The 22576-nt window shown below is 68.6% G+C and carries 21 protein-coding genes; 13 read left to right on the forward strand and 8 right to left on the reverse strand.

What is annotated here, in order from left to right; genetic code table 11:
* Positions 1–2: 2 nt before the first annotated feature.
* Positions 3–1073: an OmpA family protein gene (locus P5F91_RS12370; protein ID WP_145609635.1), complete on the forward strand. Its 1071-nt coding sequence runs from the start codon at positions 3–5 to the stop codon at positions 1071–1073.
* Positions 1074–1343: 270 nt separating this feature from the next.
* Here P5F91_RS12370 and P5F91_RS12375 read toward each other — a convergent pair whose 3' ends face one another.
* The gene (locus P5F91_RS12375; protein ID WP_004272649.1) at positions 1344–2006 is read right to left on the reverse strand and encodes a LuxR C-terminal-related transcriptional regulator; all 663 of its coding nucleotides are present in this window, start codon (positions 2004–2006) and stop codon (positions 1344–1346) included.
* A gap of 617 nt (positions 2007–2623) precedes the next feature.
* Here P5F91_RS12375 and P5F91_RS12380 point away from each other — a divergent pair.
* On the forward strand, positions 2624–3346 hold the full coding sequence (locus tag P5F91_RS12380; protein WP_246134280.1) for a response regulator transcription factor: 723 nt from the start codon (positions 2624–2626) through the stop codon (positions 3344–3346).
* 260 nt (positions 3347–3606) lie between these two features.
* Here P5F91_RS12380 and P5F91_RS12385 read toward each other — a convergent pair whose 3' ends face one another.
* The 3 genes from P5F91_RS12385 to P5F91_RS12395 all read right to left on the reverse strand — a co-directional run bounded on the left by P5F91_RS12385 (position 3607) and on the right by P5F91_RS12395 (position 6135).
* Positions 3607–4359, reverse strand: coding sequence for a protein phosphatase CheZ (locus P5F91_RS12385; RefSeq protein ID WP_145609633.1), 753 nt, complete (start codon positions 4357–4359; stop codon positions 3607–3609).
* A gap of 71 nt (positions 4360–4430) precedes the next feature.
* A complete protein-coding gene (locus P5F91_RS12390) occupies positions 4431–5303 on the reverse strand; it encodes a 23S rRNA (adenine(2030)-N(6))-methyltransferase RlmJ (protein WP_145609632.1) in 873 nt (290 codons plus the stop codon).
* Positions 5304–5421: 118 nt separating this feature from the next.
* Positions 5422–6135 carry a transglycosylase SLT domain-containing protein gene (locus P5F91_RS12395; RefSeq protein WP_186454625.1) on the reverse strand — a complete coding sequence of 238 codons (714 nt, stop codon included), beginning with the start codon at positions 6133–6135 and terminating at the stop codon, positions 5422–5424.
* Positions 6136–6601: 466 nt separating this feature from the next.
* Between P5F91_RS12395 and P5F91_RS12400 the strand changes: the two genes are divergently transcribed.
* Positions 6602–7930: a methyltransferase gene (locus tag P5F91_RS12400; protein WP_145609630.1), complete on the forward strand. Its 1329-nt coding sequence runs from the start codon at positions 6602–6604 to the stop codon at positions 7928–7930.
* A gap of 30 nt (positions 7931–7960) precedes the next feature.
* Here P5F91_RS12400 and P5F91_RS12405 read toward each other — a convergent pair whose 3' ends face one another.
* From P5F91_RS12405 to P5F91_RS12420, 4 genes are all read right to left on the reverse strand, one after another.
* On the reverse strand, positions 7961–8686 hold the full coding sequence (locus P5F91_RS12405) for an LrgB family protein (RefSeq protein ID WP_338424074.1): 726 nt from the start codon (positions 8684–8686) through the stop codon (positions 7961–7963).
* A complete protein-coding gene (locus P5F91_RS12410; protein WP_211106861.1) occupies positions 8683–9120 on the reverse strand; it encodes a CidA/LrgA family protein in 438 nt (145 codons plus the stop codon). The genes P5F91_RS12405 and P5F91_RS12410 overlap by 4 nt, the downstream gene beginning before the upstream one ends.
* A 139-nt stretch (positions 9121–9259) precedes the next feature.
* Complete coding sequence (locus tag P5F91_RS12415) at positions 9260–10360, reverse strand: hypothetical protein (protein WP_277907300.1); 1101 nt, start codon at positions 10358–10360, stop codon at positions 9260–9262.
* Positions 10361–10421: 61 nt separating this feature from the next.
* Positions 10422–10937 carry a MarR family winged helix-turn-helix transcriptional regulator gene (locus tag P5F91_RS12420; protein ID WP_211106860.1) on the reverse strand — a complete coding sequence of 172 codons (516 nt, stop codon included), beginning with the start codon at positions 10935–10937 and terminating at the stop codon, positions 10422–10424.
* A gap of 136 nt (positions 10938–11073) precedes the next feature.
* Between P5F91_RS12420 and P5F91_RS12425 the strand changes: the two genes are divergently transcribed.
* The 10 genes from P5F91_RS12425 to P5F91_RS12470 all read left to right on the forward strand — a co-directional run bounded on the left by P5F91_RS12425 (position 11074) and on the right by P5F91_RS12470 (position 22551).
* Positions 11074–12165: a serine hydrolase domain-containing protein gene (locus tag P5F91_RS12425; RefSeq protein WP_277907301.1), complete on the forward strand. Its 1092-nt coding sequence runs from the start codon at positions 11074–11076 to the stop codon at positions 12163–12165.
* A 367-nt stretch (positions 12166–12532) separates the two neighbouring features.
* Positions 12533–14242, forward strand: a complete 1710-nt coding sequence (locus P5F91_RS12430) for a DEAD/DEAH box helicase (protein WP_277907302.1) — start codon at positions 12533–12535, stop codon at positions 14240–14242.
* Positions 14243–14324: 82 nt separating this feature from the next.
* Complete coding sequence (locus P5F91_RS12435; RefSeq protein WP_277907303.1) at positions 14325–15938, forward strand: peptide chain release factor 3; 1614 nt, start codon at positions 14325–14327, stop codon at positions 15936–15938.
* A 136-nt stretch (positions 15939–16074) separates the two neighbouring features.
* Entirely contained in the window at positions 16075–17475 is a 1401-nt protein-coding gene (locus tag P5F91_RS12440; RefSeq protein WP_277907304.1) for a flavin monoamine oxidase family protein, read from the forward strand.
* On the forward strand, positions 17472–17864 hold the full coding sequence (locus tag P5F91_RS12445; RefSeq protein ID WP_277907305.1) for a VOC family protein: 393 nt from the start codon (positions 17472–17474) through the stop codon (positions 17862–17864). Before P5F91_RS12440 ends, P5F91_RS12445 begins: the two co-directional genes overlap by 4 nt.
* A gap of 170 nt (positions 17865–18034) precedes the next feature.
* On the forward strand, positions 18035–18571 hold the full coding sequence (locus P5F91_RS12450; protein WP_145609623.1) for a flagellar basal body-associated FliL family protein: 537 nt from the start codon (positions 18035–18037) through the stop codon (positions 18569–18571).
* Between the two features lie 242 nt (positions 18572–18813).
* Positions 18814–19893: a flagellar motor switch protein FliM gene (fliM, locus tag P5F91_RS12455; RefSeq protein WP_004271642.1), complete on the forward strand. Its 1080-nt coding sequence runs from the start codon at positions 18814–18816 to the stop codon at positions 19891–19893.
* Positions 19890–20828 (forward strand): DUF6468 domain-containing protein, encoded by a 939-nt coding sequence (locus P5F91_RS12460; protein WP_277907306.1) that lies wholly within the window; start codon positions 19890–19892, stop codon positions 20826–20828. Before fliM ends, P5F91_RS12460 begins: the two co-directional genes overlap by 4 nt.
* 179 nt (positions 20829–21007) lie before the next feature.
* The gene (locus P5F91_RS12465) at positions 21008–21805 is read left to right on the forward strand and encodes a MotE family protein (RefSeq protein ID WP_277907307.1); all 798 of its coding nucleotides are present in this window, start codon (positions 21008–21010) and stop codon (positions 21803–21805) included.
* 83 nt (positions 21806–21888) lie between these two features.
* Complete coding sequence (locus tag P5F91_RS12470; RefSeq protein WP_145609620.1) at positions 21889–22551, forward strand: protein phosphatase CheZ; 663 nt, start codon at positions 21889–21891, stop codon at positions 22549–22551.
* Positions 22552–22576: the final 25 nt, after the last annotated feature.

Genomic DNA, 22576 nt, shown 5'->3' on the forward strand with positions numbered 1-22576 from the left:
GAATGAAACTCCGTCATTCATTACTGTGCGCGGTGTTCGCGCTCGGTCTGCCGGCCACCGCGCTGGCCCAGACCAACGAGGGCTACTACCTCGGTGCCCAGGCCGGTGTGAACTGGGCTGACAAGACCGACCTGAAGGGCCCGGTCTACACCGACAAGGCCGACTTCACGACCTCGCCCACCGGCCTGGTCGAGGGTGGCTACAAGTTCGGCAACGGCGTGCGCGTCGGTGCGGAAATCGGTTACGGTGGCAGCACCGTCGGCGACATCACCGGTGGCGGCCCGGGCCGCGCCGGCGGCGCCGGTGACCTGACCGCCCTGACCTTCATGGCCGTCACCTACTACGAGTTCAACGTCGACAGCCCGCTGCGTCCGTATGTCGGCGCCGGTATCGGTTTCGGCCGCTACAAGTTCGACGGCGTGGGCGACCTGTACACGCCGGGCCTGTCGGTGGAGACCTCCACCACCGCCTTCACCTACCAGCTGGCTGCCGGCGTCGCCTACGCGCTGAGCGACAACCTGGACTTCACCGTCGGCTACCGCTTCATGGGCACGCCGGACACCACCTACGAGCCGTCGAACGCTCCGAAGTTCAAGGCCGGCTACCAGAACCACTCGGTCCTGGTTGGCCTGCGCTACACCTTCGGCGCCCCGCCGGCCCCGGCGCCCAAGCCGACCCCGACCGTGGCTCCGCCGGCTCCCCCGCCGCCCCCGCCCCCGCCGCCCCCGCCGCCGGCTCCGTCCATTTCGCGGAACTTCACGGTGTTCTTCGACTGGGACAAGACGGACCTGTCGGCTGACGCCAAGACCGTGCTGGACAACGCCGCCAAGGACGCTGCCACCGGCCACATCACGAAGATCAACGTGACGGGCTACACCGACCGTTCCGGTTCGGACGCCTACAACCTGAAGCTCTCCATGCGCCGCGCCGAGGCCGTGAAGGCTTACCTGACGTCCAAGGGCGTCGGCGCCTCCATCGCCACCGACGGCAAGGGCGAGTCCGATCCGCTGGTCCCGACCGCGGACGGCGTGCGTGAGCCGTCCAACCGTCGCGCCGTCATCATTTTCCCCTGATCCAGTCAGGGGATCGGTGAGCGGGCCTGGGCGAACCCCAGGCCCGGCTCTTCGACCAGATGAGGACGACGCCTTCCGGAACTCCAGCCTTTGGCTCCCGCCTAAGGGGCCGGAACCGGACGGTGGAAATAAGAAAGGGGCGCCACCCGGCTGGGCGGCGCCCCTTTTTCTTTTGTGTCGAAGGTTTCTCGGGCGGCTTGGCGCCATATCAACGGCGTACTCATGCCGCTATGGGAGGCGGATCGCGTCCGCCGCAGGCTGGGGGACTACTTAACTGAGCGGACCGATGCCGCGCTGAATAGCCCAGACAGCGGCCTGGGTGCGATTCTGTGCGCCGATTTTGCGCATCACGTTCTTGAAGTGCATCTTCACCGTGGACTCGGTGATTTCCAGCCGGCGGGCGATGGATTTGTTGGATTGTCCCGCCAGCAAGCAGCCCAGGATTTGAATCTCGCGCCGCGACAGATCGGCGGTGGCCGCCACCAGATCGGCCGGCGTGGGCCCCTGGGGCTGCTGCGCCTGGGCCACCAGGGCGGCGGCGCGCGGCGGAAACACGGCATCGCCAGCCAGGATCAGTTCCAGCGCGTCGCGCAGGGTGGCGACGCCGGATGATTTTGACAGGTGGCCGTCCATGCCCGCGAACAGGCTGGCCTTCAGCACCGAATCACTGGTGTCGGACGTCAGCACCGCGATGCGGGTCTGGGGGGCGGATGCGCGCAATCGCCGCAGCTCGCTGGCCACGCGCGGCGGGTCTATGCCCCAAGGGTCGACCATGATCAAATCGGGCGCTGCGATGTCCCGCAGCACCTTCATTGCTTCCTCAACCGAAGGGACGGGCGGTAACAGCTGGAAGCTATCTTCCCCCAGCAATGTACCCAGTGCCGCCCCGAACAACTGATCCTGGTCGATCAGAAGAACGCTGCGGCCTGTCATTGCCTATTCCCCCATTGTGATTGCGGTCTCCCCCACCGGAGACTGTTTATTAAAAATTTTACTAACATTGTCGTGGATACTCGTGAAATGTCGACGCTAACCTGTTAACGGCCTATTTGCCCCGTGGCCAGGTAATAGATCGCCAGTTCTATTGCGACAATCCTATGGGAAAGTGACCCCGAACGCCATGTTTCTGTTGCGGCATGTCTGAAAACGGGTCACAGTCTGTCACATCGTGAGGTGGATCGTTTGGCCACCCGGGAAAATCGGAAGCCGCCTAGGGGGTACCACGGCGGAAATGGGGTTCCCGGGGAAAAAAGGTTAGGTTGCCCCATTTTGGCCGTGTTCGAATGGTCATAATGGCGAAGGTGTCGCTAACCAGTCAGGGTCACGCGTTCATCGAAAGTGTCGGTCCGGGGGCCAAAGGTGCCGGAACCGATGGGCGATCATCAGGGACCTGCCACGCGGGGCCCGATGCCGGATGAAGCGTTTTGGATGGCCTGGGCCGGAAGTGGCCGGACTCGAACGTGGGGTTTCAGATGATGAGCATGACCGCGCGTTTTCCCGGGACTGTCAGCAGTCTAGCCGAGGATGGTTTGGAAAACGGAATTGCCGGTGTGGGCGCTTCGCCCCGCCACCGCACTTTTCTCGTCGTGGATGGCCAGGCCCTGGTGCGCCGCGGCGCCGCCCTGATGCTGACCACCCAGTTCCCGGGTGCGTCGGCGCTTGAGGCCGGCACCGTGGAGGAAGCGCTGGCACAGGCCATGTCCGCGCCGGGAATCGATCTCGTCCTGCTCGACCTGGACAGCCTGTCCGGCAGCCGGGTTGAAGCCATCGCGCAGCTGACTTCCGCCCTGGGCTCCGTGCCCGTGGTGGCGGTGTCCGCCGTACAGGAAGGGGATGAGGTCATTGCCTCCATCCGCGCCGGCGCCCGCGCTTATGTGCTGAAGACGGGCCCGACCGAGGTGCTGGAGCGTACGCTGACCCTGATCCTGTCGGGTGAGAATTACGTGGCCATGCCGCGCCAGGCGCTCACCGCCGCCTTGGCGGGTGTGCGCGGCGCTTCGGGCCCGGCCATGGGCCAGGCTCCGGCCAGCCGCGAGGCCGCCTTGGCGGACCGTCTGACCGAACGCCAGCAGGATATTTTCCGCCTGATCCTGGCCGGCTGCTCCAACAAGGAAATCGCCCGCGAACTGGGCGTGCTGGAAGGCACGGTCAAGGTTCATGTGCGCGCGGTGATGCAGAAGCTGGGTGCCAAGAACCGCACGCAGGTGGCTGTCGCCGCCGCGCGCAGTGGCTTCGGCAGCATGGCCTTCATGGCCGGCACGCTGACCAACTAAAAGATCGACGGCATGTTTCGGCCCTCCGGGGACCGATACACGGTGCAGGGGCCCCTTGGGCCCCTGTTGCCGTTTATGGGGCTCGCCACCGTGGGCTCGCGCATTACAGAAGGAATATAAAAGAGCGCTCCACCGGCATGAGAATGGTCTCATGCCGCAGTAGGCCGCGACTGCGCCCGCCGGAGTTCCGGCGGAAGCGTGGCGGGCTGCAGAATGAGAATAAGCCAAGTCGGCGGATGCCAACGCCCGCCGCTTGAGGATCAATCAAACAGGGCGTCGATGTCCGCCTGCGAGATGGTCTGGCCGCCGTCCTTGACGGGGCCGTGCAGCTCCAGGCCCTCATCATGCTTGTGGATAGAGGGGGGCAGGGGCATGGTCTCGAACTCCTTGGAGTTCCAGAGCGACATCATGGCCTCGACCCGCTCTTCGATGAAACTCAGGGCCTGGACGACCTTGGTGATTCGCTGGCCCGTGAGGTCCTGGAAGTTGCAGGCCTCGAAAATGCGCAGCGTGACCTCATTCAGGTCCTTGAGGCGAGAGTTCTGGTAGCCTTCCGGCAACTGGGAGCGAACCTCATTGGCAATGTCGTCGATCTCCTCGGCCGCCTGAATGATGCTGTTGGTGGCGGCCTCGGTGGAGGCGACGACGGCGGTCAGCTGCTGGCTGGCCTCCATGAAGGTGTCGTCCTTGGCCAACGGATGACGCAGGGCCGCCATTTCGAGCTTCGTCGCCTTGATGCGGCCGGCGATGTCGGCGATCTCCACATGGATCGCTTCGATCTGGGTGTGGTCGGTATTCAGGAAACGGTCCAGCTTCTGACCCAGATGCTGGATCGCCTCCATCACTTCCGACGTGTCCAGGCGAATTTCCTGCGCCGGGGTCAGCGGGGCCAAGGCGGCCGGGTTCAGCGTGGTGGCTGACAGCGACAGGGCGTCAACGGTGCCGGGTTGGTCTTGCGCCCGTCGCTGCCGTTGAATTTCCGCCATGAAAGGCCGCTGACCGTTCTGCGCCATCCGCTGGATCCTCTTTCCCCGTCGTATCCACTGATGTCACTCACAGCGAACCTAACCGAAAGGTTATGTCCTTAGGCAATATGTTCGCCGGCGACCCATTCAACATGGGCGATACCTTGGGTGAAGCCAAGGGCCTCGTGCAGAGCCGGCAGCATTTGCCCTAAAGTTTCATCCAATTGCCAAGGCGGATTAACCAAAATCATGCCGGAGCCGTTCAGGCGATCCATGCGGGCGTCGTCGTTCCAGGTCAATTCGGCTGCCAGGATTTTCGGTATGCCACTGTCCTCCAGCCGCTGGTGCAGGCGCCAGCTTACGGCGCGGTCCTTGATAGGATACCACAGGGCGTAGATGCCGGTGGGCCAGCGGCCGTGCGCCAGGGCCAAGCCGGCCACCAGTCGGTCGAAGTCGTCCGCCGCTTCGAAGGGCGGGTCGATCAGCACCAGGCCGCGTTTTTCCTTGGGCGGCAGGTGGGCTTTCAATGCCGTCCAGCCGTCCATGTGGTGCACCGCCACCTGGCGGTCGCCCCGGAACACGCCTTTCAAGGTCTGTGCGTCTTCCGGATGCAGTTCGGCCAGAATCAGCCGGTCGTTCTCCCGCAGGAAGGCACGCGCCAGGCAGGGGGATCCCGGATAGCTGCTGACAGGGCCCGCGGACTGGCCGGCGGCGGCGCGCACGGCGTCCAGATAGGGGGCCAGCGCTTCGGTCGCGGCGGCGCCCAGGGTTCCCGCCTCGGCGGCTTGCAGCAGGCGCTGGATGCCCATGGCGGCCTCACCGGTGCGTGTGGCCTCGTCCCCGGTCAGATCGTAGCGTCCGATGCCGGCATGGGTGTCCAGCACGGCGAAGGGGGCGGGCTTGGCGGTCAGGCGGGTCATCAGCAGCGCCAGGATGGCGTGTTTCATGACATCGGCCGGGTTGCCGGCGTGGAAAGCGTGGCGGTAGTTCATGGGGCGGGAGCATGCCAGCAAGGGCCGGCACCGGCAATCGCCGTGGCCGCGACCCAGAAAGCGAAAGGCCGCCTCACGGGGCGGCCTGTTCAACGGTGGATCAAATGGGAAGGGCGGATCAGCCCACCGGCTCGGTCGTGGCGCTCTGGTAGACGCGACGGGTGCGCGGGGTGACCGCCGTGCTTTCCTCGTCACTGCAGCCGTTGCCATCGATCAGCGAGGCGTTGACGGAGTTCAGGCTGACCAGGTTGCTGCGGACCTTGCACGCGTAGGCATGGGCGGTCTTGCCGCTGCCGCCGTTGTAGCGGGCCACGGCAGCGGCCCAGCTGCCGGCGGTGGCGCGCAGGCGGGCCAGCATGCGGGCCGCGTACTGCACGTTTTCCTTGGGATCGACGATCTTTTCCACCGGGTGGAAGGCCGCCTTGTGGTCGGACAGCGACAGCTGCATGCAGCCGGCGGTCACGTCCTGGCGCAGGTTGCCCTTGGGATCGCGCAGATACTTGGCGGCGGCGGTCGGCGTCGACACGAAATGGGCGGTGCCCTTCACGTTGACGGCATAGGCCTCCGAGGAAATGGACTGGCCGCTTTCCACCAGGGCCACGGCCAGCAACAGGCCGGACGGCACACCGGCCTCCTTTTCAGCCTGCAGGATGTGATCCAGGCAAGCGGCGTGGGCGGAGGGGGCAGCGGCGACCAGACCCAGGCTGAGGAATAGCCCGGCGATGGCGGTCTTGAAGAGACGGGCAGTGGAGCGGAGGCGGAGGGCGCCTGCGGACTCGGATTCGGACTCCCGGCCTAGAAGGGCGTCGCTCCGGCGGCGCGCGATCTGCATGAGAGTCCTCCATCTATCGTCACTGGCGTCGACGACCTCGCGTCGCGACATCCATCTGGCGTCTGTGCTGGTTCCCCAAAGCACATCCCCGCTCGCGGGCGGGGTATTCCATCAGATCACCGATACTCAGTGCGGTGACCGCTCCCTAACCGAATGGGTCGAATTACCGTTGCCGTCTAACCGTAAGGCCTATATCCATGCAACGGCCGCATAGCAATTGCAGACAAAACGCAGCAGGTCAATAAAAAATATGACCGGAGTGTGGCAACCGCGCCACGCTGCGCCCCTGTCAGCGAGGGCACCATGCCCCATGCGGTCCAGGATTCCAAGCCCTTAGCGTGCGTCATGTTGCCCCCGTGTGAACTGGGGGCCCCTCTACAAATAGCGCCATAGCGCGGGTTGCCCCCCAGGAATGGAGGGGCCATAAGGGGCCCTCGGCCCACGCCCTGAAACTCCGAGTCCGACTATGACCTCCGATAGCTTTCCCGATTATGAACAGCGGATGGCGCAGGCCTATGACGCCCTGGACGCCGGGGACGAGGCCGCGGCGGAGGCGGCGCTGACGGCGGCCGTGACCCTGGCGCCGGAGGCTGCCGAGGCCCGGGGAGCCCTGGGGGCCGTGCTGCGCCGCCAGGGCCGCTTCCTGGAGGCCGCCGCCCAGTTCGCCGCGGCCGCCGCTGCGGAACCTGGACGCACCTCGTGGGCGTTGGACCAAGCGTGCTGCCTGGCCGATGCCGGTGACCATGACGCCGCCTGGGCCCTGGCATCGGCCGCGCTGGCCCGCCGGGCGGATGACGCGGCCGGCCACCGTCTGGCCGCGCGCCTGCAACTGGCGCGCGGCCAGACCGCTGCCGCCTTGGCCCATGCGCGCGAGGCCCGTTTCCTGGCGCCCCACGACTTGAACGGGGCCGCCGAGGTGGGGCAAGTGCTGGTGGACGCCGGCGACCCGCTGACGGCGGTGGAGATGCTGGAGCCGCTGCTGGCCCACGCCCATCCGGCCGACCCAGCCCGCGCCGGCGCCCTGGTGCTGCAAGGCCGCGCGTGGGCCGCTTTGGCGGAGGGGGAGAAGGCGGCGCGCTGCTGGCACCAGGCGCTGGAAGCCGATCCTGAGGATGCCGGCGGCGCTGCCCGGCTGCTGGCGGCGTTGGAGGCCGCCATGGCCACCGGGGGCGCCGACCTGACACCAACGTATGTGAAGGCGCTGTTCGATCGCTACGCCGACCGTTTCGACACCGACCTGACGCAGAAGCTGCGTTATCAGGCGCCGCAGTTACTGCGCCAGGCGCTGGACACGGTGGGGGTTGGGGCTGGGCTGGACATCCTGGACATTGGGTGCGGCACGGGCCTGGGGGGTGTGGAGGTCAAGCCGCTGGCCCGGTTCCTGGCCGGTGTCGACCTGTCACCGCGCATGGTGGAGCACGCCCGCGCCCGTGGCCTGTACGATCGGCTGTGGGACGCCGACCTGATGGGCGCTCTGGCGGAGGCGCCGGGTGCCTGGGACCTGGTGCTGGCGGCCGATGTGCTGGTCTACCTGGGCGATCTGGCGCCGGTGTTCCAGGCGGCGGCCGGGGCGCTTAAGCCCGGCGGTCGTTTCGCCGCGACGGTGGAGCGCTGGTCGGGTGAGGGGCCCTACGCCCTGCGGGAAAGCCGCCGCTATGCTCACGCGCGGGAGCATGTGCTGGCGGCCGCCGGCGGCGCGGGCCTGGATGTGGAGCACCTGGCGCCGGTGGCGCCACGCTGGGAGAAGGGGCGGCCGGTGGATGGACTGCTGTTCATCCTGCGCAAGGGCGCCTGAGGGGGCGCCTGAGGGAAGGGCGCCTGAGGCTCAGAGCAGCAAAGCCAGCAGCAGCGGTACCGCGAGGGCGGTGATCAGGCCGTTCAGGGCCATGGCGATGCCCGCGAAACTGCCGGCCAGCGGGCTCATGGTATAGGAGATGGCGGTGCCCACGCCGTGGGCCGCCATGCCCATGGACAGGCCCTTGGCCCTGTCATCGCGGATCTTCAGCCAGCGCAACAGTAGCGGGCCGAACACCGCGCCGATGATGCCGGTCACCATGACCATGGCGGCCGTCAGCGAGGGGATGCCGCCGATGCTCTCCGAAATGCCCATGGCGATGGGCGTGGTGACCGACTTGGGCGCCAGCGACAGCACCGTTTCCCTGTCCGCCCCCAGCACGTGGGCGACGAAGACGGCCGAGGCGGCGGCGGTTATGGAACCGGCCACCATGGCGATGGTCAGGGGCAGAGCGCCCCGGCGCACGTCGGCACGGTGGCGCCACAGCGGCACGGCCAGGGCCACCGTCGCGGGGCCCAGCAGGAAATGGATGAACTGCGCGCCATTGAAATAGGTGGTGTAGGGCGTGTCCGTGACCACCAGCAGGATGACCAGGAACAGTGCCGCCAGCGCCACCGGGTTGGCGAAGGGGTTGCGGTTGGTGCGGGTGTAGATCCGCACGCCGACGAGATAGGCCACCAGCGTCGCGGCCAGCCACAACAGCGGGCTGGCCGACAGGTAGACCCAGATGTCGCCCAGACCCTTCTTGCTCATCATGAGGCACCCCCGGCTCCGCCGTTCGTATCGGTGTCGAAAGGATCATGGCTGGCGGGGGCCGCCGGTGCCGCCCCCTTTCCGCCGAAGCGCCTGTCCGCCCACAGGAAGGCATAGGCCGTGACGGCGATGGTCAGGATGGAACTGGCGAACAGGGCGGTTACGATGGCCGGTCCCTGGGTCAGGAAGCGCTGGCCGTGCTGCACGATGCCAACGGCCGCCGGCACAAACAGCAGCGACAGGTTGCTGAGGATGACGTCGGCGGTGGTGCCCATGGTCTGGGTCGGGCCGCCGCGCCAGGCGAACCAGGCGACCAGCAGCAGCAGGCCCAGCACGGGCCCGGGGATGGGCAGGTGCAGGCCATGCACCACGATTTCCCCGATGAGCTGGCAGACCACCAGCATGGCAAGGGCGCCGACCATGGCGAACTCCGTCATGTGAGGCGGTCCCCGGCGGCGGAAAGCCTCGGGACGCCTGACGCGGTGGGTTTGGTGGATGTGGATTATCGCGACGCCAAGCTGGACCCTGCGCGCCACCGGGGTCAACCGGCATGGGCGCAGGCGTGGCCCGCGATTTCTACCGGCCGCGGTCGGAAAAATCAGCGGGGGTGGTGGCCGGTCGTGCCTCCTGCACCGTCAGCTCAAGGCCCCGGGTCCCCAGCCGCGCCTCCAGCCAGCGGGCGTCCGTGGCCAGGGAGGGCAGCAGGCGGCAAGCTTCCTCCGCCGTTGGCGGCGTGCCGGGACGCAGATGCACGATCTCCATGGCGGCGGCATCGCGGAAGCGGTCCAGTGCCGGCGTCAGGGTGTCCCTGGCGCTGCTGCCGGGACGCAAGCGGGCCAGGTGGGCGCGCCAGCCGGTGATGGGGGCGCCGGGGCCGCGTGTCAGCACCAAGGCTGCGCGGCAGCCGCGCAACCGGTCCAGCCGCTCCGCCAGCATATCCGGGTCGGCGGCGGCATCAAGCGCCAGCACGCCCAGGCGGTTCAGCGTCAGGCCCTGCACTAGGTCGTCGGCACCGGCCCAGGCGTTCTCTGCCTTGTCCTCCGCCCCCAGCCCTTGGGCCAGCAGGCGGTGCAGGGCGCGGGGGCCCGCCGCCCTGCCATGATGCGTCCCCGGACCGGTCCAGGCCGCCAGGTGGGGCACGCTGGCCATCAGGGCGCGGCGTTCCGCCTGGGCGGGGCCGGCCAGCGTGCCGTCCGGCGCCAGGCCGCGCGGCACCAGGCCACTGAGCACGAACAGGTGGAACGGCTGCGTCCGATGGCGGGACTGCAGGGCCGACCAGGCGGAGGGGCCTGAGGGGGAGAAGGCAAACGGGGCGTCGTCCCCGGCATCGGCCAGCGCCACGCGCGGCGGCACCGCCATGCCGGGCACGGCGAAGGACCAGGGCCTGCCGAGGTCCAGGAAGCCGTAGTCCGCCCGCCCATCCTGCGCACCCCGGGGCACGGCGAAGTCGTAGCGCCAGGCGGCGCCCTTGCCCTCGGGCAGCTTCCCCAGCCAGCGGGGCGGCACGGGCAGGCCCACGCCGCCGACCGTCAAGTCTGGCGGCTCATCCTCCCCGTCCGTGACGATCACGGCGCTGATGCGCCAGCGGTCGCCCTGGCCACCCCGGGCCAGCAGCAAGGGCCCCAGCAGCAACGCGGGCTGGGCGGGCCGTCGGGGGATGGAGGCGCGGCGTTTCATGGCGGCGGACCATGGACGACGGGGCCGGGCCGGCGCAAGAGTGTAGCGGCTCCCCTATGTCTTATGCCGTCTCCCCGGCCAGATGATCCAGGACCCGCTGGTAGAGGCTGCGGCGGGCCAGCGCGTCCTCCAGCCGGTCGAGGGCCGCGGTCACGGCCTGCGCTTCGGCATCCAGGTCCAGCGCCGCCGCCTCCAGCGCCCGCCACAAGGGACGCAGCCGTTCCACCAGCGCCGTCCCCGCCGGAGTCAGGGCTAGGCGCCGGCGGCGCGCGTCATCCGGATCGGCGGTGGTCTGGGCCAGGCCGGCCTTCTCCAATGAGGCGCGCGTCTGGCTGACGGAGACGTGGGTGATGCGCAGGCGGCTGGCCAGCTCCCCCACCGTCAGGGGGCCGTTCAGCACCAGCTGGTTCAGCACGCCGAACCAGCGCTGCTCGAACGTGACGCCCAAGGCGTCGTAGGTACGGGTGGCGTCGCCGTCTATCGTTTCTGACAGGCGCCGCAAGCGGGCGCCCAGCGCCGCGCCGCCCAGGCGGCGGGAATAATCCTCCGGCGGTGTGATCTCATCGGATGGGGGCACGGGCGACAGGTTCCTTGACAAATATGTAGGCACCTACAGATCATAGGCGGATCGAACCGGGGTGTCCAGAATCAGGGGAGGGGTAAGTATGAAACCGACGCGCCGTCATGTGATCGCCGCGGCCGCGGGGGCCCTGATGGCACGCCCGGCATGGGCCCAAATCCCCGTCCACCTGGACCACGACATCCGCATCACCCTGGCCCAGGCCGGCATTCCGGGGGCGGCGGTGGGCTATGCCCGGGAGGGGCGGGTACGCTTCGTCCGCGGCTACGGTTATGCCGACGTGGCCCGCCGCCGGCCGGTGACGCCGGACACGGTGTTCGCCATCGCCTCCATTACCAAGACCATCACGGCGGCGGCCATCCTCCGCCTGGCGGGGCAGGGTCGCCTGACCCTCGATGACCCGGTGGCGGCCCATCTCGACTTTCCCGTGGTGAACCCGCACCACCCCGATGCCGTCATCACGCTGCGCCACTTGCTGACCCACACCTCCGGCATTTCGGACGAAAAGTACTACGCGGTGGATTTCCGGCACCGGGGCGGCGACACGCCGCTGGCGCTGCGCGACATGCTGGTGGGCTACCTGATGCCGGGCGGCACTTATTATGATGCGAACGGCTGCTACGCCGCCGCCCCGGGGGAGGCCTGGGACTATTCCAATGTCGGTTTCGCCCTGCTGGGTTATGTCGCTGGCCGCGTCGGCGGCTTCGACGCGCGCATGGCCATACGCCAGTTCCTGATGGCGCCCTTGGGCCTGCACCACAGCTATTGGACCTTGGGCGAGGTGCCGCCCGTCCTGGCCGCCACACCGTACGAGGGTGGCAAGCCCGTTGCCACCATGGGCTTCCCCGACTGGTCGGCCGGCATGCTGCAATCCTCCGCCGCCGATTTCACCCGCTACATCGCCGCCTGCGCCAACGATGGCGCGGCGGAGGGCGCGCGCGTGCTGCCGGCCGGCACGATGGCGCAGATGCTGACGCGCCAGCCGGCACCGAACCTGCCCGGCTGGCTGAGCGGCCAGGGCCTGGGCTGGATGATGGGACCCCTGGACGGCGCGGACCGGTGGGAGCACTGGGGCGGGGCGGAGGGCATCTTCACCGTTGCCTATCTGGATCCCGGGCGCCGCCAGGGTGTCACCATCCTGACCAACGCCACCGCGACGGACGCCGCCAAGGCCGCGGTGAAAAAGGTGGCGGCGCGTTTGCTGCGAGAGGGACCGGATTTATAAGGGGCGACCCTGTGCGTCTGGCGCCACGCTGCGTTGCGTTGCGGCATGTCACGGAATCCTTGGCTTTTGTCGGCCGCCCCCGTATGGTCCGCCTCGCCTGAGTGGCCGAGGGGCCCCCTGGCGCATGGTTATGGTCGTCTCCGCTTTCCAGGGGGCGACGCCAGCGCCGCTTCCATAGCCCCGCTTCTTTCGGGGTTGTGATTGCCGGATAGGTCCGGCTTTCCACACGTTCCGACGTTGCGCCGCTCTTTCGTTGGCTGGTGCCGCCTGCCGTTTGTTCGGCGGGCGCGGTGCCGGCTTGTTTGTTCGCGTGCCTTTCCCGGGCGGGAGGGGCGCGGCGCTGTTTTGCTATGTGAAGGAAAGTCCCTTGGATTTGCCCGTTGCCGCCAATACCGAAGTGACCGAAACCGAAATCCTCGACACCGTCGAGCTGGACGCCGCCAATGACGGCCGCGCCACTTTCGCCGACCTGGGCCTGGCCCCCGCCCTGACCAAGGCGCTGGAAGAAGTCGGCTACCAGTACCCCACCCCCATCCAGGAGCGGGCCATCCCCGTCGCCCTGGCTGGCCGCGACCTGATCGCGTCCGCCAACACCGGTACCGGCAAGACCGCGGCCTTCGTGCTGCCGGCGCTGCACCGCATGGCCACCACCCCGCGCCCGCTGAGCGCCGAGGGCCTGCAGACCTTCGGGCCCCGCCTGCTGGTGCTGACCCCCACGCGTGAGCTGGCGACCCAGGTGATGGACGCCGTCCGCGGCTATTCCAAGTACAGCCGCATCCACACCCTGGCCATCCTGGGCGGCATGCCCTACCGCCAGCAGCTGGAGATGCTGCGCCGCCGGGTCGACCTGGTGGTCGCCACCCCCGGCCGCCTGATCGACCATCTGGAGCGCGGGCGCCTGGATCTCTCCACCGTCGAGATGCTGGTGCTGGACGAGGCCGACCGCATGCTGGACATGGGCTTCCTGGAGCCCGTGGAGATGATCGCCAACGCCTGCCCGGAAAACCGCCAGACCCTGCTGTTCACCGCCACGGTGGACAAGGCCATGGTGCGCCTGGCCGGCAACCTGCTGAAGAACCCGGAGCGCGTTGACGTTGCCGGCGGCAGCGTCAACGTCAGCGCCATCGAGCAGCGCTTCCTGCGGGCCGACGGCCTGGAGCATAAGGAAAAGTTGCTGGCCCACCTGGTGGCCGACCCGTCCATGAACAAGGGCATCGTCTTCGCCGCCACCAAGCGCGACGCCGACCGCCTGGCCGACAGCCTGTCGGAAATGGGCTATGCCGCCGCCCCCCTGCACGGCGACATGCGCCAGCAGGAGCGTAACCGCACCGTCCAGGCCCTGCGCAACGGTCGTGTCCGCCTGCTGGTGGCCACCGACGTGGCCGCCCGCGGCATCGACGTGCCGGACGTGACCCACGTCATCAACTTCGACCTGCCGCGCCAGGCCGAGGACTATGTGCACCGCATCGGCCGTACCGGCCGCGCCGGCAACACCGGCAATGCCTTCAGCCTGTACACCCGTCATGAGTGGGGCCTGGTGCGTGGCATCGAGGGCTACACCCAGACCCGCGCCGTTGAGCACGTCATCCCGGGCCTGGAGCCGCGTGAGCTGCCCAAGCGTCCGGCCGGCGGTCCCGGCGGCACCCCCGGTGGCCGCCCGCGCAAGTCGTTCGGCGGCCATGGTGGCGGTTTCAAGCAGGGTGGCTTCAAGCAGGGCGGCTTCGGTGGCGACCGGAAGCCGGAAGGTGGCTTCCGCGCCGAGGGCCCCCGGGGCGAGGGCCCGCGCGGTGAACGCGGCGATCGTCCGGAAGGCGGCTTCAAGAAGTTCGGCGGCCCCCGTGACGGCCATCCCCGTTCCGAAGGCCAGCATCGCGGCGAAGGCCATCGGCAGGACCGCCCGGCCCGCGCCCATGGCGCCGGCCACGGCGGCGGCAATGGTGGCGGTTACCACCCGCTGGACGGCGCCAAGCCGGCCCGCGATGGGGCCCGCAAGCACAGCAACGGCCCGCGCCCGGCCCGGGTGCAGGGTGACGGCGGGACGGGGGGCTTGCGTCGCCCGCGTTCTTCCGCCAATTAAGTCCCGCGTTTGATGACGGGGCCGTCCAGCACCGGACGGCCCCGTTTTCGCCTTTTAAGACTTCAGCCTTACGTTTGGTCCCATGAGCGCGCTCCTCCAGGAAGTCCATAACCGTCGGACGTTCGCCATCATCGCGCACCCCGACGCCGGCAAGACCACGCTGACGGAAAAGCTGCTGCTGTTCGGCGGCGCCATCCAGATGGCGGGCGCGGTCAAGGCGCGCGGCGAGCAGCGGCGCGCCCGGTCGGACTGGATGAAGGTGGAGCGGGAGCGTGGCATCTCCGTCACCGCGTCGGTGATGAACTTCGATTATGCCGACCGCACCTTCAACCTGGTGGACACGCCGGGCCACGAAGACTTTTCCGAAGACACCTACCGCACGCTGACGGCCGTGGACAGCGCGGTCATGGTCATCGACGCCGCCAAGGGCATCGAGGCGCAGACCCGCAAGCTGTTCGAGGTCTGCCGCCTGCGCAACGTGCCCATCATCACCTTCGTCAACAAGATGGACCGCGAGGCCCGCGACCCCTTCGACCTGATGGACGAGGTGGAGCGCGACCTGCAGCTGGAGGTGACGCCCGGTTCCTGGCCCATCGGTTCCGGCCCTGACTTCCGCGGCTGCTATGACCTGATCCGCGACCGGCTGGTCCTGCTGGACCGCCGCCAAGGCGACGTCGCCAGCGAGGGCATCCAGTGCGACGGCCTGGACGATCCCAAGCTGGATGAGCTGCTGCCCGCCGACCAGGTGGCCAAGCTGCGCGAGGACGTGGCCATGGTGCGGGAACTGTGCCCGCCCTTCGACCTGGAAACCTATCGCGAAGGCCACCAGACCCCGGTGTTCTTCGGCAGCGCCATCAATAACTTCGGCGTGCGCGAGCTGCTGCTGGGCCTGGCGGCCTACGCGCCGTCGCCACGGCCGCAGCAGGCCGACAGCCGCACGGTGCAGCCGGAGGAGCCCAAGGTCACCGGCTTCGTGTTCAAGGTCCAGGCCAACATGGACCCCAACCACCGCGATCGCATCGCCTTCTTCCGCCTGTGCTCCGGCCATTTCCGCCGGGGCGTGAAGCTGAAGCACATGCGCTCGGGCAAGCTGCTGGCGGTCAACAACGCTGTGCTGTTCCTGGCCCGCGACCGGGAACTGGCGGAGGACGCCTATCCCGGCGACATCATCGGCATTCCCAACCACGGCACGCTGCGCATCGGCGACACACTGACCGAGGGCGAGGACCTGCGCTACACCGGCGTGCCCAGCTTCGCGCCTGAACTGCTGCAGCGGGTGAAGCTGGACGACCCCATGAAGATGAAGCACCTGCGCAAGGCGCTGGAGCATTTCGCGGAGGAGGGCGCCAGCCAGGTGTTCAAGCCGCTGATCGGTGCCGACTGGGTGGTGGGCGTCGTCGGTCCGCTGCAGTTCGAGGTGCTGGCCGCCCGCATCGATGCCGAATACGACATCAAGGCCAAGTTCGAATCATGCGGTTATGATTCGGCCCGCTGGATCGAATGCGATGACCCGGTGGTGCTGAAGTCCTTCCTGGACAGCAACCGCTCCGCCCTGGCGGAGGATCACGACGGGGCCCTGGTCTTCCTGGCGCGCAACAGCTGGCAGCTGAACCGCGCGCAGGAGGATTATCCCAAGATCCGCTTCCAGAAGACGCGTGAGCAGAACCGCGCCGTCACCACCTCCGCCCTGGGCTAATGGCGGCTTCCCGCGCTTGAGGACGAAGCCCTTATCCTGAAAGGACGAAATGGCGCATCCGCCGGATGGCGCGGTGACAGGGCCGCTTCCTGGGCGGTATCATCCCCGCCGAAGATGGTAAGTCGGAAGGCGTGACATGTCGGGTTCTTCCCGATCACCGGGTTTCTTGGCAGGCGCCGGGCTGTCGCGGCGCGGCCTGGTTGGCGGACTGGCGTTGGCGCCCTTGCTGACGGGCGGCCTGCCCGGCTTGGCGGGGGCGGTGGCCAGCCGTCCGGCACCTATCCGTCCCGGCCGCACGGTCGTGGTCATCGGGGCCGGCCTGGCCGGACTGGCGGCTGCCGGCACCCTGCGGCAGGCCGGGGCCGAGGTCACCGTGCTGGAGGCCCGCGCCCGTGTGGGCGGCAGGGCCTGGACGGAGTCCAAGCCCTTCGGTTTCCCTTACGATATCGGCTGTGGCTCGCTGGAAGCCACGGCCGACAATCCCCTGCGCCGCCTGCTGGATGAGCGCGGCATGGAAACAGTGCCGGACGACGGCGCCGACGACCTGCTGTTCTTCGACGCCAAGGAGGCCGACGCCGACACCGATGCGGCGGCCGCCGACGCCATCGACCGGCTGGAGCGGGCGGTGAAGGAGGCCGGCCGCGCCCAGGTCGACCGCTCGGCCGCCGAACTGGTGCCTGACCTGGGGAACCTGGGCCAGCTGGCCACCGCCCTGGTGGGGCCCCTGGACTTCGGCGTCGAGCTGAAGGACCTGTCCAGCCTGGACGCCGCGCGCCGACCGGATGCGGAGGCGGCGCTGTGGTTCCCGCGCGGCATCGGCACCGCCGTCGCCAGCCTGGCCAAGGACATGGCGCGCGACGTCAAGATCACCCTGTCCAGTCCCGTCAGCCGCATCGACTGGTCGGGCAGCGGTGTGCGGGTCACCACACCCAAGGGCGTGGTCAGCGCCGATGCCGCCATCATCACCGTGCCCATTTCGGTGCTGGCCTCGGGCGGCGTTACCTTCGACCCGCCCTTGCCGGAGGGCGTGCGCACCGCGTTCGACGGCCTGACCACCGGCTTGGTCAACCGCATCGCGCTGGGCTACAAGCCCGACAGCCTGGATTGCGACCCCTTCACCGCCCTGGACCAGGTGCGCGGCGACGGCCGTGTGCTGGATCTGTGCCTGCGCCCCTTCGGCCGGGAATTGGCCATCGCCACGGTGGGCGGCGACCTGGCCCGCCAGCTGGAAACGGCCAAGGATCAGGAGGCGGTGGACCTGGTGCGCGACGCCGTGGCCGACGTCTTCGGATCGCTTACCCGCCGGCAGGCCACCGCCTGGCACGTCAGCCGGTGGGGCGCCGACCCCTATTCCCTGGGCGCCATGACCGCGGCCAAGCCGGGCCATGCCGAGGCGCGCCGCATCCTGTCGGAGCCTGTGGGCGACCGGCTGTGCTTCGCCGGCGAGGCCTGTTCGCTCACCTGGCCCGGCTGGCTGCCCGGCGCCTATGAGACGGGCGTGGCCGCCGCCCAGCGCGTGCTGGCGCTGCCATCATGACCGCGCGCGCCATCCTGAACGGCATGGCGCCATTCTTCATCGTGCGGGATGTGGTGGCGTCGGCGGCGTTCTACCGCGACGCGCTGGGGTTCACGGTCATGCACATGTCCCCGCAAGAGGCGCCCTTCTTCGCCATCGTCGTGCGGGATGGCGCCATGCTGTTCCTGAAGTCGGTGGAGGTGGAACCGGTGCCCAACCCCGCACGGGCGGCCAACGCGCGCTGGGACTCGTACGTCAATACCGACGAACCGGACGTGCTCGCCGCTGAATTCCTGGGGCGCGGCGTCGTCTTTTCCGTACCGCTGCAGGACACGGGGGACGGCCTGCGCGGCTTTGAACTGAGGGATCCCGACGGCTATACCCTGTTTTTCGGCCGTCCCCTCAGCTGAGGGGGGAGCGAGGCGGGGCGCCTTCCCCCGATTTTGTTGGCCCGATTTTGTTGAAAGGAAGGGTTAACGCCTTCATGATTATATGAACCTGCCCCGTACTGGGGCGGGATGGTGGGTCCTACCCGAACGGCGTTCGAACGGGGCCCGGTGCACGAGCGTTGCGGGGTAGCATGACGGCCATCGAAACGGATGGTGGGGGCGAACAGGAACTGCCGCGAAAGAAATTCAGCGGCAAGAAGATCGTCATGTTCGTGGTGGTGCCGCTGCTGCTCATCGCACTCATCGCCGGTGGCCTGATCTTCAGCGGCCTGCTGGACGGGTTGCTGGGCAAGAAGAAGGCGGAGGAGGTGGAGGAAAAGCCCGCCGCCGCGGAGGAGGCGTTCGATCCCAAGGCGCCTCCGGTGTTCTTCCCGCTGGGCGAATTGCTGATCAACCTGCAGACAAATGAGCGCCGCCCGGCCTTCCTGAAGCTGAAGATCCAGCTGGAGATCTACAAGGAAGAGGACAGGCCCAAGCTGACCCTGGCCACCCCGCGCATCGTCGATACCTTCCAGACCTATCTGCGGGAACTGCGGTTGGATGATCTCAAGGGATCGGCCGGCATTTACCGCCTGCGCGAGGAGTTGCTGCAGCGGGTGAACGCGGCGGCCGCCCCGGTGCGGGTGAGGGACGTGCTGTTTGAGGAAATTCTGGTACAATCACAGTGAGATGAGATGGGGCCTTAAACGGCCTTGTCATCGTTTGGGTGATTGGGTTTGGGTGATTGGGTTTGGGTGATTGGGTTTGGGGGCGCCTGCTTGCTGGCATGGATATTGCCGCCCCGCCGATTGTAATATGGCCTGGTACGTGCATGTTTCTGAACATTCGGCGCCCCGCCCGGTTTCCTGATGGGTGGTTCTTGGGGGGCCGGGGGCCCGCATGCGCGTTTTGGACGCTGGAGCGCTGACCGATGCCGGATCCGCAGGAGCTGAGTGAAGAGGAACGCATGGCCGCCGAATGGGCGGCCTTGGCGGACGAGGGCGCCGGCGACAGTGGCTTTGGCGACATGGGCGGCGGGGCCACCCGCGTCCTGAACCAGGACGAAATCGACAGCCTGCTGGGCTTCGACAAGGACGGCGCCGGCGACGGCGACAATTCCGGCATCATGGCGCTGGTCAACTCGGCGCTGGTGAACTACGAACGCCTTCCCATGCTGGAGGTGGTGTTCGACCGCCTGGTCCGCATGATGTCGACCTCCCTGCGCAACTTCACCTCCGACAACGTGGAAGTCAGCCTGGACCAGATCTCCTCGGTCCGTTTCGGCGACTATCTCAATTCCATTCCGCTGCCCGCCATGCTGGCCGTCTGCAAGGCGGAGGAATGGGACAACTATGGCCTGATGGTCATCGATTCGGCGCTGATCTACTCCATCGTCGACGTGCTGTTGGGCGGCCGGCGCGGCACGGCGGCCATGCGCATCGAGGGCCGCCCCTACACCACCATCGAGCGCAACCTGGTGGAGCGCATGGTGCACGTGGTGCTGTCCGACCTGTCGGCCGCCTTCGACCCCCTGTCGCCCGTCACCTTCCGTTTCGACCGGCTGGAAACCAACCCGCGTTTCGCCACCATCGCCCGCCAGGCCAACGCCGCCGTGCTGGTGAAGCTGCGCATCGACATGGAGGATCGCGGCGGCCGCCTGGAACTGCTGATCCCCTACGCCACCCTGGAACCCGTGCGCGAACTGCTGCTGCAGATGTTCATGGGTGAAAAGTTCGGCCGCGACAGCATCTGGGAAACCCACTTGGCCAGCGAGCTGTGGATGACCGACGTGCACCTGTCGGCGGTGCTGGATGAGATCACGCTGTCGCTCTACGACGTGCTGAACTGGAAGGTGGGGTCGCGCGTGCTGCTGAACGTGGCGCCGGACGACACCATCGAGCTGCGGTGCGGTGACGTGCCCATGTTCCTGGGCCGCATGGGGCGCAAGGGCGGCAACATCGCGGTCCGCATCGACCGCGAGGCGCCCAAGCCGGAGACCGCGCCGACATGAGCCTGACCATCCTGCTTTCCCTGGCCTTGGATGTGGTGGTCGGCGGCCTGTTGGTCGCCACCATCGTTTACGCCCTGCGCCTGAACCGCCAGATCGCCCAGCTGCGCGACAGCCGGGGCGAGATGGAGGCCCTGGTGCGGGAGTTCAGCGAGGCCACCGCCCAGGCCGATGCCGGCGTGAAGGGCATGCGCAAGGCCGCCGCCGAGTCCGGCGAGGCGCTGCAATACCTGATCGGCCGCGCCGACAAGATGCGGGAAGAGCTGGAGCAGATGACCCAGGCGGCCGATGCCCTGGCCGCGCGCCTTGAGGGCGCCGCCGGACGCGCCCGCGCCAACGCCGCGCCACCGGAGCCGGCGCGCGACAGCCGGCCGGAGCCTCGCGACCTGCCCCGGGCGGAAGCCCTGCGCGGCAGCGTCGCCAGTGGCGGCATGGCCAGTGGCGGGATGGTAGGCGGCGTGAACGGCCACCGGTCCGAGGCGCCGCGTGGCGCCGCCAGCATTCGCCCAGATGGCATCCGCCCCGATCCGCGCCCGCTGCCGGCACGGCTGGAGGGCGAGCGTGGCGGTCAGGAACGGCCCGCTGAACGCTCCATCGCCGAACGCCAGTTGGCCGAACGGATGGCGGCGGAACGCCAGATCGCCGAGCGGCAAATGGCCGAGCGCCTCGCGGGGGAACGGGCTGCTGGCGACCCATTGAATGGCGGGCGCGTGCCCGAACGCGCCTCCCGGCCCGAGCGGCCGGGCGACCGCTATGACAACGACGCCGGCCTGGACGTCAACCGCCCCGCGCCGCGCCCGGCGCCCGCGCGCCTGCCGGCACCGGGAGCCGCCGCCGGGGGCGAGGCCGCTGGTGGCCAGGCGGGCGGCACCCTGCCCGAGGCCCGCTCGCGCGCGGAGCGTGAATTGCTCCAGGCCTTGGAGAACATGCGTCAATGACGGCTGAACCTTCGGCTCCCCGGCAAGGCCGGCCAACGGCCGCCCTCGGGACAACGCCTGGGGCACCCCCCACCGGGGCCGTCCCCAAGGCCGTCGCCCCCCAGGTGCCCCGGACCCAGCGTCCGGTGCCGGCAGGGGCGCGCCCGGCGGGAACGCGCGCCACTGCGGGCAAGGGCCGCGTGGCCAGGAAGGACGAGGCCCCCAAGGTTCCGCTGTGGCGGCGCCTGCGCGTGCGCCTGCTGCCGGCCACGATCTTCGCCGCCGTGCTGCTGTTGGGGGCACGGGCGGGGGACATGTGGTGGACGCTGACCGTGGGCGCCGCGCCGCCCGACGTGCCGGCCGCCAAGGCGCAGAGCCCGGCGCCGGAGAAGCCCGCCTCGCAAACGCCTTCTGGCCAGACACCCGCTGCCCAGGCAACCGCTGCCCAGACATCTGCCGCTGCCCCGGCGAAGCCGGCGGAGGCCCCGGCCGCCAAGCCTGCCGAGGGTGCCGCAAAAGGGGACGCCAAGGCGGAGGGCGGCAAGCCCGAGCCTTCCGGCAGCCCCACCGACGGCCAGACTTTCACGCCCAAGGACGTGGAGCTGCTGCAGCGCCTGGCGGAACGGCGCGAGGCCCTGGACAGCCGCGAGCGCGACCTGGACCAGCGCGAGGCCATGCTGCAGGTGGCGACCCAGCGGCTGGACCAGAAACTGGCGGAGATGCAGGCGCTGAAAAAGCAGCTGGACGGCCTGGTCAACCAGGTCAACGCCGACCAGGCGCAGCAGCTGGACAGCCTGGTGAAGATTTACGAGACGATGAAGCCGGCCGAGGCCGCCCGCATCTTCGAGGCCATGGACGACAAGGTGCTGCTGAACGTGATCAGCCGCATGAAGGAAGCCAAGGCGGCCCCGGTGCTGGCCGCCATGACACCCAAGCGCGCGGAGCAGGTGACCACCATGCTGGCCGACCGCAAACGACTGCCCAGCGTGCCGCAATGAGCGCGCCCGCCAACCGCACCAAACCCCAACCCAGCCGCCACCAGGCCTGATAACCGGCCCCATTTGACGAGACGAGAGCCGCCATGATCCGCCCCGCCGCCGACCCGATCCTTCAGGACCGGCTGGATGCCGCCCGCTCCCAGGCCCGCCAGCCGCTGTCGCGGGAAGAGGTCGCCCAGATCGTCTCCACCGTGGTCGCCTCCATGGGCGGCGACGTGACCCAGCACGACATCAAGCTTTATGGCGAGCTTGAGGGCCTGGCCCGTTTCATCCACAACGCCAAGAAGGAAATCGCGGCGCTGCAGCCCAGCGACATCCACGCCGAACACATTCCCCGCGCCACGGATGAGCTGGACGCCGTGGTGGGCGCCACGGAGGATGCCACCAACCGCATCATGGACGCCTGCGACCAGCTGATGGGCATGGCCGGCGATGTGACGCCGGAGGTGTCGTCCAAGATGATGGACATCACCACCGGCATCTATGAGGCCTGCAACTTCCAGGACATCACCGGCCAGCGCATCACCAAGGTGGTGAAGGCGCTGAAGCATATCGAGGCCAAGGTGGAGGCCATGCTGGTGGCCTTCGGCGAGGACGTGCAGCGCCGCCACCCCGACGGTCCGCCCGCCGCCGACACGCCGGCCGGCGGCGCATCCGACGATGACTTCCTGCTGCATGGGCCCCAGCTGCCCGGCCGGGCCATCGACCAGGATGAGATCGATCGCCTGCTGGCGAGCTTCGACTGAGTCTTCAGAGGGGATGGGCCCAAAG

The organism is Nitrospirillum amazonense (assembly GCF_029594735.1).
In the GTDB taxonomy this organism is placed as follows: domain Bacteria; phylum Pseudomonadota; class Alphaproteobacteria; order Azospirillales; family Azospirillaceae; genus Nitrospirillum; species Nitrospirillum amazonense.

What these genes read in the sequence shown, in the direction of transcription:
- P5F91_RS12370 (WP_145609635.1), top strand. Translation starts at nt 3, where the DNA reads ATGAAACTCCGTCATTCATTACTGTGCGCGGTGTTCGCGCTCGGTCTG.
- P5F91_RS12375 (WP_004272649.1), bottom strand. Translation starts at nt 2,006, where the DNA reads ATGACAGGCCGCAGCGTTCTTCTGATCGACCAGGATCAGTTGTTCGGG.
- P5F91_RS12385 (WP_145609633.1), bottom strand. Translation starts at nt 4,359, where the DNA reads ATGGCGCAGAACGGTCAGCGGCCTTTCATGGCGGAAATTCAACGGCAG.
- P5F91_RS12390 (WP_145609632.1), bottom strand. Translation starts at nt 5,303, where the DNA reads ATGAACTACCGCCACGCTTTCCACGCCGGCAACCCGGCCGATGTCATG.
- P5F91_RS12395 (WP_186454625.1), bottom strand. Translation starts at nt 6,135, where the DNA reads ATGCAGATCGCGCGCCGCCGGAGCGACGCCCTTCTAGGCCGGGAGTCC.
- P5F91_RS12400 (WP_145609630.1), top strand. Translation starts at nt 6,602, where the DNA reads ATGACCTCCGATAGCTTTCCCGATTATGAACAGCGGATGGCGCAGGCC.
- P5F91_RS12405 (WP_338424074.1), bottom strand. Translation starts at nt 8,686, where the DNA reads ATGATGAGCAAGAAGGGTCTGGGCGACATCTGGGTCTACCTGTCGGCC.
- P5F91_RS12410 (WP_211106861.1), bottom strand. Translation starts at nt 9,120, where the DNA reads ATGACGGAGTTCGCCATGGTCGGCGCCCTTGCCATGCTGGTGGTCTGC.
- P5F91_RS12415 (WP_277907300.1), bottom strand. Translation starts at nt 10,360, where the DNA reads ATGAAACGCCGCGCCTCCATCCCCCGACGGCCCGCCCAGCCCGCGTTG.
- P5F91_RS12425 (WP_277907301.1), top strand. Translation starts at nt 11,074, where the DNA reads ATGGCACGCCCGGCATGGGCCCAAATCCCCGTCCACCTGGACCACGAC.
- P5F91_RS12435 (WP_277907303.1), top strand. Translation starts at nt 14,325, where the DNA reads ATGAGCGCGCTCCTCCAGGAAGTCCATAACCGTCGGACGTTCGCCATC.
- P5F91_RS12440 (WP_277907304.1), top strand. Translation starts at nt 16,075, where the DNA reads ATGTCGGGTTCTTCCCGATCACCGGGTTTCTTGGCAGGCGCCGGGCTG.
- P5F91_RS12445 (WP_277907305.1), top strand. Translation starts at nt 17,472, where the DNA reads ATGACCGCGCGCGCCATCCTGAACGGCATGGCGCCATTCTTCATCGTG.
- P5F91_RS12450 (WP_145609623.1), top strand. Translation starts at nt 18,035, where the DNA reads ATGACGGCCATCGAAACGGATGGTGGGGGCGAACAGGAACTGCCGCGA.
- fliM (WP_004271642.1), top strand. Translation starts at nt 18,814, where the DNA reads ATGCCGGATCCGCAGGAGCTGAGTGAAGAGGAACGCATGGCCGCCGAA.
- P5F91_RS12460 (WP_277907306.1), top strand. Translation starts at nt 19,890, where the DNA reads ATGAGCCTGACCATCCTGCTTTCCCTGGCCTTGGATGTGGTGGTCGGC.
- P5F91_RS12470 (WP_145609620.1), top strand. Translation starts at nt 21,889, where the DNA reads ATGATCCGCCCCGCCGCCGACCCGATCCTTCAGGACCGGCTGGATGCC.